Source organism: Terriglobia bacterium (assembly GCA_020073185.1).
In the GTDB taxonomy this organism is placed as follows: Bacteria; Acidobacteriota; Terriglobia; order Terriglobales; family Acidobacteriaceae; genus JAIQGF01.
In genome coordinates, this window is sequence record JAIQFT010000049.1 from 24,434 (window position 1) to 32,642 (window position 8,209).

Genomic DNA, 8,209 nt, shown 5'->3' on the forward strand with positions numbered 1-8,209 from the left:
CCCGGGGACGTGGGCCGCTGATCTCGTCGAGGTCTGCAGCATGGCCATTTCCCGGCGCGTAAGCTGCCGGAACAGCAACGCACAAGCAGAGAAGTAATGCGGTGAGTTTAAGTGTGCGATTCACTGTTGGCCCCACACTGAGCCCCTTTTACTTGAGCCGCATCGCGCGTGCGATGTCATTGACTAATGTCTACAACTCATTTGGCTGTTGGACATCCACCCTAGGAATCCGCACTAGTCGGACTCCTTAGTTTGTGGGTTAAGTCCTGGGTGTTCGGACGTTCGCCTCGGTGGGTGTTGCATTCCGATGGTGGGAACTGCTCTTCGGGGAGGCGGAACAAACTCCGAGCACAGCATACTCTTGCAAGATCGAGACCGTTACAGGAAACAACAACCAGGAGGCAGGTGTTAATCGTCCAAAACGGGAATTGAACGTTGCGCTCCAAAACGGGCAGGCATGAGGCCGTTACGAAACGCGGCTCTGAGGCGGGATAAAATGAACGGTGCTCCGATGTTCGGAGCGCCGTTTGTCATTTAGGACGATGTTCGGTGCTGGCAAGGAGGCAATGCAGTAAGTTACGCGTCCGCGCTCGCCCCCCGCGCCCCCGCCCAGGCCAGCTCCCGCCCCGCCCGCCCGCGCGCCAGCGCACGCGCTTCGCCAAATTGCACACACCATGGTGCATAAAAGTGGAAAGAGGGCAGTTTTGGCGCGCGCTGTAGCCTATCCCCGCCTGCGTTTGACCCTGTTTTCCACCCGCCTGTAATATCGAGGGTTACTTCGAATTCGATATTGTCTTAAGCGTATGCCCCACGAATTACCCAAAGCGTATGACCCGGGCGCGATCGAGCAGCGCTGGGCCGAATACTGGGTACGCGAGCGGTTGTTCGCGGTGAAGACGCCCGCGCCCGGCGAACCGGCGCCGCCCGTGTTCACCTTGCTGCTGCCGCCGCCCAACGTTACCGGCGCGCTCCATATGGGACACATGCTGGAACATACCGAGAGCGACATCGTGGTGCGCTGGCACCGCATGAAGGGTGATCTAACGCTGTGGATTCCCGGCACCGATCACGCCGGCATCGCCACCCAGATGCTGGTGGAGCGTCAACTGGCCAGCGAGGGCGTGGACCGGCGCCAGATGGGGCGCGAGAAGTTTCTGGCGCGGGTGTGGCAGTGGCGCGAGCACTACGGCGGAACCATCCTCAAGCAGATGAAGCGGCTGGGCACGTCGGTGGACTGGGAGCGCGAGTACTTCACCATGGACGAACGGCTGTCGCGCGCGGTGAAGGAAGTGTTCGTGCGCCTGTACGAGCAGGGGCTGATCTATCGCGGAGTGTACATCGTCAACTGGTGCCCGCGGTGTACGACGGCGATCAGCGATCTCGAAGTAGTGCACGAGGACACGCCGGGAGAGCTCTACCTGATCAAGTATCCGGTGAGCGGATCGCCGGCAGAGTTCATCACCGTCGCGACGACGCGTCCGGAAACGATGCTGGGCGACACGGCGGTGGCGGTGAATCCGGCGGATGCGCGTTACCGGCATCTGCACGGGAAGAAGGTCGTCCTGCCGCTGATGAACCGCGAGATTCCCATCATCCTGGATGAAGTTGCCAAGCCGGAGTTCGGCACGGGCGCGGTGAAGGTCACGCCGGCGCACGATCCCAACGACTATCAAGCCGGATTGCGCCACGACCTGCCGCAGATCACGGTGATGGACGAGCACGCGCGTATGAACGAAAACGCGGGTGCGTACGCGGGACTCGAACGCCTGGAGGCGCGCGAACGCATCGTGCGCGACCTGCAGGCACAGGGGCTGCTCGCCGGAACCAAGCCTTACGTGGTGCCGCTGGGGAAGTGTCAGCGGTGCCGGACGATCGTGGAGCCGCGGCTCTCGACGCAGTGGTTTGTGGCGGTGAACAAGCTGCCGGATTACGTCGGAACAGATTCCGCCGCCACATTGACGAGCATGGCGGGCGCGGCGGCGGAAGCGGTGAAGACCGGCGCGCTGCGCTTCACGCCGGAAAACAACGCGGCAGTTTATCTGCAATGGATGGAGAACCTGCACGACTGGTGCATCTCGCGGCAGTTGTGGTGGGGACATCGCATTCCGGCGTGGCACTGCGCGCAATGTCGCAAGATCGCAGTGGCGCGTGATGCGCCCACGGCGTGCCCACGGTGCGGGAGCAATCAGCTCGAGCAGGATCCGGACGTGCTGGATACGTGGTTCTCCTCGGCGCTGCTTCCGTTCACCACTCTGGGCTGGCCCGACGCGACGCGAGACTTGGAAGTGTTTTATCCCAACACGCTGCTGATTACCGGCTTCGACATCTTGTTCTTCTGGGTGGCGCGGATGGTGATGATGGGATGTCACTTCATGGCTTCAGGATCCAGGCTTCAGGATCCAGGCAAGGAGCGGCCGGCGGCGGATGAGTTGGCGGAGAGTGTGCCGTTTCGCGAGGTCTACATCCACGCGCTGGTGCGGGACGCGGAGCGGCAGAAGATGTCGAAGACCAAGGGCAACGTGCTGGATCCGATCGAGGTGATCGAACAGTACGGCACCGACGCGACGCGGTTCACGCTAGCCGCGCAGGCCGCGCCGGGAACGGATATTGCGTTCAATCCGTCTCGCACGGAGGGATATCGCGCGTTTGCCAACAAGATCTGGAACGCGGCGCGGTTCCTGTTTATGAATGTCGAACGCGCGGAGCAGGGCGGCGCGTGGTCGCAAGAGGAATTCCGACGCCGGGTAGTGACAGCAGGATCGAGGAACGGAACGAAGGTCGTCGTCTCTGGACGTATTCCGCCGCGAGCCGCCGGCATAGAAGGCTTTCAGGCGGCGGGGCTGGAAGACCGTTGGATTCTCTCGCGGTTCAATCGCGTGGCGCAGGAGATGAACGAGGCAATCCGGACGTATCGCTTCGACACCGCGTGCCACGTGATCTATCAGTTTTTCTGGGGCGAGTTCTGCGACTGGTACCTGGAGCTGATCAAGCCGCGGTTGAACGGCGAGGATCGCGAGACGGTGGCGCGCGCATGCGCCAACCTGGTGGCGCTGTTTGAGGCAGCGCTGCGGTTGCTGCATCCCATCATGCCGTTTATTACCGAGGAAATCTGGCACGCGCTTTACGAGCAGAAGCCGCCGCTGAAATCCATCGCGCTGGCGCAGTATCCGCAGGCTGACGCGCGGCAGGTGGATGAAGCAGCCGAGACGGAGATGGCGATCCTCCAGGACTTGATTGTCAGCGTGCGCAATTTGCGGGCGGAGTTGAAGGTCGAGCCGCGGCAGAATATTCCCATCCAGGTGCACACGCCGGACGGCGTGCGGCAAATCTTCGAGGAGAACCGCGGCGCAGTGGAGCGGCTAGCGAACGTGGAGGCGATGGCGTTTGTGCCGCAGTCGCTGACCAAGGAAGCCGGGGCGCGCTCGACCGCCCGGTTCGACGTGCGCGTGCTGTACGAAAAGAAAATTGACGTGGCGGCGGAACGCGAACGGTTGAGCAAGGAACTGGCGAGGATCGAGAAGCAGATCGAGAGCGCAGAGCGGCAGTTGGACAACGAACGGTTTCTGGCGAAGGCCCCGGCGAAGGTGGTAGAGGGCTTGCGGAAGCAGTTGGCGGAATCAAGAACGCTGCGCGAAAAAACAGGAGCGGCATTGGGAGAACTGAAGTAACAGTCGCCAGTTTCTGGTTTCTAGTTTCTCGTTCACGCTTCGGCGGGTCGATCTGGAAACTTGAAACCGGAAACCGGAAACTTTTTGAACGACATGGATTGGCAATCGCGGAGAATCACGGCGATCCTGGAAAACGCGCTGCTGGAAGATAGGGCGACGCGCGATGCGACGACCTATGCCTGCATCGAGCCGCAGCAGCAGGCGACGGCGACGGTGATGACGAAGCAGGATTGCGTGCTCGCCGGAGTGGGCGTGATCGCGCGCACGCTGGAAGTGTTTGCGCAACTGGACGGCACGGTGAGCGGCTATGCCGACGTCAGGAGCCATCCGGAAATTTTCGACGGCGTGCGCCTGAAGAAGGGCGACTTCGTGGCCGTGATCCAACACAACGCGCGCGTGATTCTGTCGTGCGAGCGGGTGATCCTGAACCTGTTGCAGCGGCTCAGCGGGATCGCCACCATGACGCGCAAATTTGTCGACGCGGTCGAAGGCACGAAGGCGCGCATCCTCGACACGCGCAAGACCGCGCCCGGGTTGCGCTTGCTCGACAAGTACGGCGTGCGCTGCGGCGGCGGACATAATCACCGGCTCGATCTCAGCGATGGCGTGCTGATCAAGAACAATCACATCGCGCTGGCGGGCGGAATCGCGCCGGTGCTGGCACGGGCGCACCGCAATCGCCGCGGCGATCAGCCCATCGAGATCGAAGTGCGCACCCTGGAAGAGTTCGAGCAAGCCTTGCAGCACGGCGCGGAGGCGGTGCTGCTGGACAATATGTCGGTGGAGGACGTCAGGCGCGCGGTGGAGCGCCTGGAGAAGCACACGCGGCGCGTGCCGCTGGAAGTCTCGGGCGGCATCAACCTGCAAACGGTGCGCGCTTATGCGGAAACGGGCGTGGAGTACATTTCCATCGGCGCACTGACGCACTCGCCGGCCGCCGTGGACATGAATCTGCGGACCAAGACGACCTGATCTCGCAACGGCGGTGGTTGGTGGGCCTCCGCCGGTGAGTTCCGTTTTTGGGACACGGCGGGTCCCTGCCGCCAGGCGAGTCAAATTCGGCGATTGAATCAGGGTGTTTCCCGGGTAAAAATGGGGAGCCAATCCATCAGGAAAGGGATTTCATGCTTCCCGCATTTACCTTGGCGCGATTCGTGTCGGCGTGGACGCGCGCCCTGCTGATCGGCCTCCTGGCCTCACTGCTGGTTGCGCCAGCGGTGGCGCAGGCCAAACCGGTCACACCCGATTATTCCCAGGAAGCCGTCGCCATCGAGAGCTTCGTCTCCAACCACGCCTTCCAGATCGACGGTACCGGAACGCAGGAGGTGACGGCCCGCATGCGCATCCAGACCGATGCCGGCGTTCAGCAATGGGGGCTGCTTACCTTTTCCTACCAGAAAGCCAACGAGACGGTTGAGATCGCCTACGTGCGCGTGCGCAAGGCGGACGGCACGGTGGTGATTACGCCGCCGGAAAACATCCAGGACATGGAGTCCGAAGTTTCTCGCGCGGCGCCGCTGTACAGCGACCTGCGCCAAAAACAGGTCGCCGTCAAGGGCCTCAGTCCGGGCGACGTGCTGGAGTACCGCGTCCACTGGCAAACGCATACTCCGCAGGTGGTGGGCCAGTTCTGGCTGAACTACAATTTCACGCGCGACGGCATCGTTCTCGACGAGCAGCTTGAAGTCAGCGTGCCACGCGAGCGCTCGCTGAAGGTGAAGAACAGCGATGTGCAACCGGCGATCCGCGAGGAGGGCACGCGCCGCATCTACATCTGGAAAACCAGCAACCTGCGGCGCAAGAGCGACGAGGAAAAGAGCAAGGAAAGCAAGAAAGAGCCGCCGCCGCCTTCGGTGCAAATGACCAGCTTCCGTTCCTGGGAGGAATTGGGGAAGTGGTACGACGATCTGCAGCGCGCCCGCGTTGTGCCATCCGCGGAAGTGCGCGCCAAGGCCGCCGAGCTAACGCGCAATGCCGCCACCGACCTCGACAAGGTGCGCGCCATCTACCGGTACGTCTCCACCGAGTTCCGTTACATCGGGATTGACTTCGGCGCCGGGCGGTATCAGCCGCATGCTGCCGCCGACGTGCTCTCCAATCAGTACGGCGACTGCAAGGACAAGCACACGCTGCTGGCGTCGCTGCTGCAGGCTGTCGGCATCACCGCCTACCCGGTGCTGGTGAGCTCGTCGCGAAAGATTGACGAGGACGTACCCTCGCCGGCGCAGTTCGACCATGTCATCAGCCGGGTGACGCTGGGCAACGACACCATCTGGCTCGACACCACGCCCGAGGTCGTGCCCTTCGGCTTGCTGCTCTATGGCTTTCGCGACAAACAGTCGCTGCTCGTCTCCGATAAGCCGCAACTGGTCAAGACCCCGGCCGCGGGTGCCATTAGCAACTTGGAACAGTTCGACTTCGAAGGCAAGCTGGACGACGACGGCGTCTTGACCGGCGAGATTCGCCGTAGCACGCAGGGCGACGGCGAGGTACTGGTTCGCCTGGCCTTTCGCCACGTGGCACAGCCACAGTGGAAGCAACTGGTGCAGAACATCTCGTATGGCACCGGCTTCGCTGGAACCGTGGACGACGTCAAGGTTAGTTCGCCGGTGGCCATTGACCAGCCATTCGAATTCAGCTACTCGTACAACCGCAAGGATTATGCGGACTGGTCGAACCGGCGCATCCTGCCGGCCCTGCCGCCCTTTGCCCTGCCCACCGTGCGCCAGGAAGACGAGAAATCGGTGGACCCGGTTGAGCTGGGACCGCCTGCCCGGTTCACGTACACCTCAAAGATGCAGATGCCACCCAGCTACACGCCAGAAGTACCCGCCAATGTTGACCTGAGCAACGATTACGCCGAGTACCACGCGGACTACGAACTCAAGCAAGGGCTGTTGACCGCCCAACGGCGGCTGGTCATCAAGCAGCATGAGGTACCGGTTGCCAAGCAAGCGGAATGGAAGAAGTTCGTCAAGGCGACGGAGGACGACGCGGGACGCTACATCGTCCTGACGGCCAAGGACCAGAAGCCTACGATCCGGCAGAACGACGCGTTGGCGTTCCTGGAGGGCCGCAATCCAGAAGCAGTGCGCATATGGTTGGAGGCAGGGCAGGCTTTCCAGCGTGGGGATTTGCAGGGCGCCGTGGAAAGTTGCCGGCGGGTGCTGGTGATCGATCCCAAATTCCCGCGTGCGTGGGCCGGGATTGCCGGCGCGTATATGGCCATGCGCCGCACGGATGATGCAATCGATGCTTTCCGCAAGGAAATGGAAGTCAACCCCGGCGATGTGTTGGTTTTGCGCGGTGTGGCCCTCGCCATGACTTCGGCGGGCAAGCATAAGGATGCGATCGAGGCATGGCGCAAGCTCCTAAAGGTCGCACCAGAGGACGTTGACGCTGCCGATCGACTTAGCGGCCTGCTGATTTCGGACAGTCAGTATTCCGAGGCTATAGGCGTCCTCGAACCCGCCGTCGAACGCAACCCGCAGACCGCAACTCTGCGACAAAATCTTGGCACCGCGTACATGCGCGCCGGTGAGCTGGAGAAGGGTATCGCCACTCTGCAGAAGGCTGTGGACCTTGAACCCACTCCCTTGATGATGAACAACCTGGCGTACGAGTTGGCGGATAAAAATCTCAAGCTCGATTTGGCGGAACAATGGGCTTTGCGCGCGGTGAAAGCCGAGGCTGAGGAGACACAGCTTACAAACCTAACGGACCTACGCCTTAATGATTTGCAGCACACCTCTTCTCTCGGCAGCTACTGGGATACGCTGGGCTGGGTTTATTTTCGCCGCGCTGACCTGGCTAAGGCAGAAGAGTTTCTTTATGCCGCCTGGGAACTTTTGCAGGCGCCCACGGTTGGCGACCACCTCGCCCAGTTATACGAGAAGCAGGGCAAGCGCACCGCTGCTGCGAAGATTTACGCTCAGGCTCTTAAATCATCCGTGCCATCGGGCTTCGGCGATCCTGCGGCAAAGAGCGAGATTCAGGGCCGACTCAAGCATGTTGCGGGCAGCGATGCCGCCGTTGCTCTTGCCATGAAGGATGCACCCGAAGCTCTCAGCCGCGCACGCACCATCCATTTGACCAAGATCGTAACCGGCGGGGGAAGCGCCGAGTTCTTTGTGCTGGTCACCACAGGCGGCAAAATTGAAGAAGTAAAATTCATCTCCGGCTCTGAGCAGCTTCATGCAGCGGAAGGCGCGCTGCGCTCCGCTCTGGCCGGTAAGATGAACCCGCACGCTCCTCTGAATGCGCCCGTGAAAATAGTGCGGCGCGGTATCGTCTTCTGCTCTCCGGGTGGATCCGGGTGTGATATTGCGCTGATGACGCCCGACTCAGTCCACTCCGTGAACTAGCTGGGATACCGCCGATTAAATATCGCATCACGATCTAGTTAGAGCGGTTCCCGAGTAGATATACCCGCGAATGAGTGTTTGGACGTAAGCTGCTGGTGCTGGCGGTCTCTGCGAATACAGCTGATGGCACGAGCCTTTTCCGACGATCTGCGGCGGAGGATTTTGGTGGCGTACGCG

3 protein-coding genes are annotated in these 8,209 nt (G+C 61.5%); all 3 read left to right on the top strand.

Annotated features, from left to right (window positions below):
* Positions 1-803: 803 nt before the first annotated feature.
* Entirely contained in the window at positions 804-3,668 is a 2,865-nt protein-coding gene (locus LAN64_15870) for a valine--tRNA ligase (protein MBZ5569315.1), read from the top strand.
* A 93-nt stretch (positions 3,669-3,761) separates the two neighbouring features.
* Positions 3,762-4,640 (top strand): carboxylating nicotinate-nucleotide diphosphorylase, encoded by an 879-nt coding sequence (nadC, locus tag LAN64_15875; protein ID MBZ5569316.1) that lies wholly within the window; start codon positions 3,762-3,764, stop codon positions 4,638-4,640.
* Between the two features lie 152 nt (positions 4,641-4,792).
* Complete coding sequence (locus LAN64_15880; GenBank protein MBZ5569317.1) at positions 4,793-8,032, top strand: DUF3857 domain-containing protein; 3,240 nt, start codon at positions 4,793-4,795, stop codon at positions 8,030-8,032.
* Positions 8,033-8,209: the final 177 nt, after the last annotated feature.

What these genes read in the sequence shown, in the direction of transcription:
- LAN64_15870 (MBZ5569315.1), top strand. Translation starts at nt 804, where the DNA reads ATGCCCCACGAATTACCCAAAGCGTATGACCCGGGCGCGATCGAGCAG.
- nadC (MBZ5569316.1), top strand. Translation starts at nt 3,762, where the DNA reads ATGGATTGGCAATCGCGGAGAATCACGGCGATCCTGGAAAACGCGCTG.
- LAN64_15880 (MBZ5569317.1), top strand. Translation starts at nt 4,793, where the DNA reads ATGCTTCCCGCATTTACCTTGGCGCGATTCGTGTCGGCGTGGACGCGC.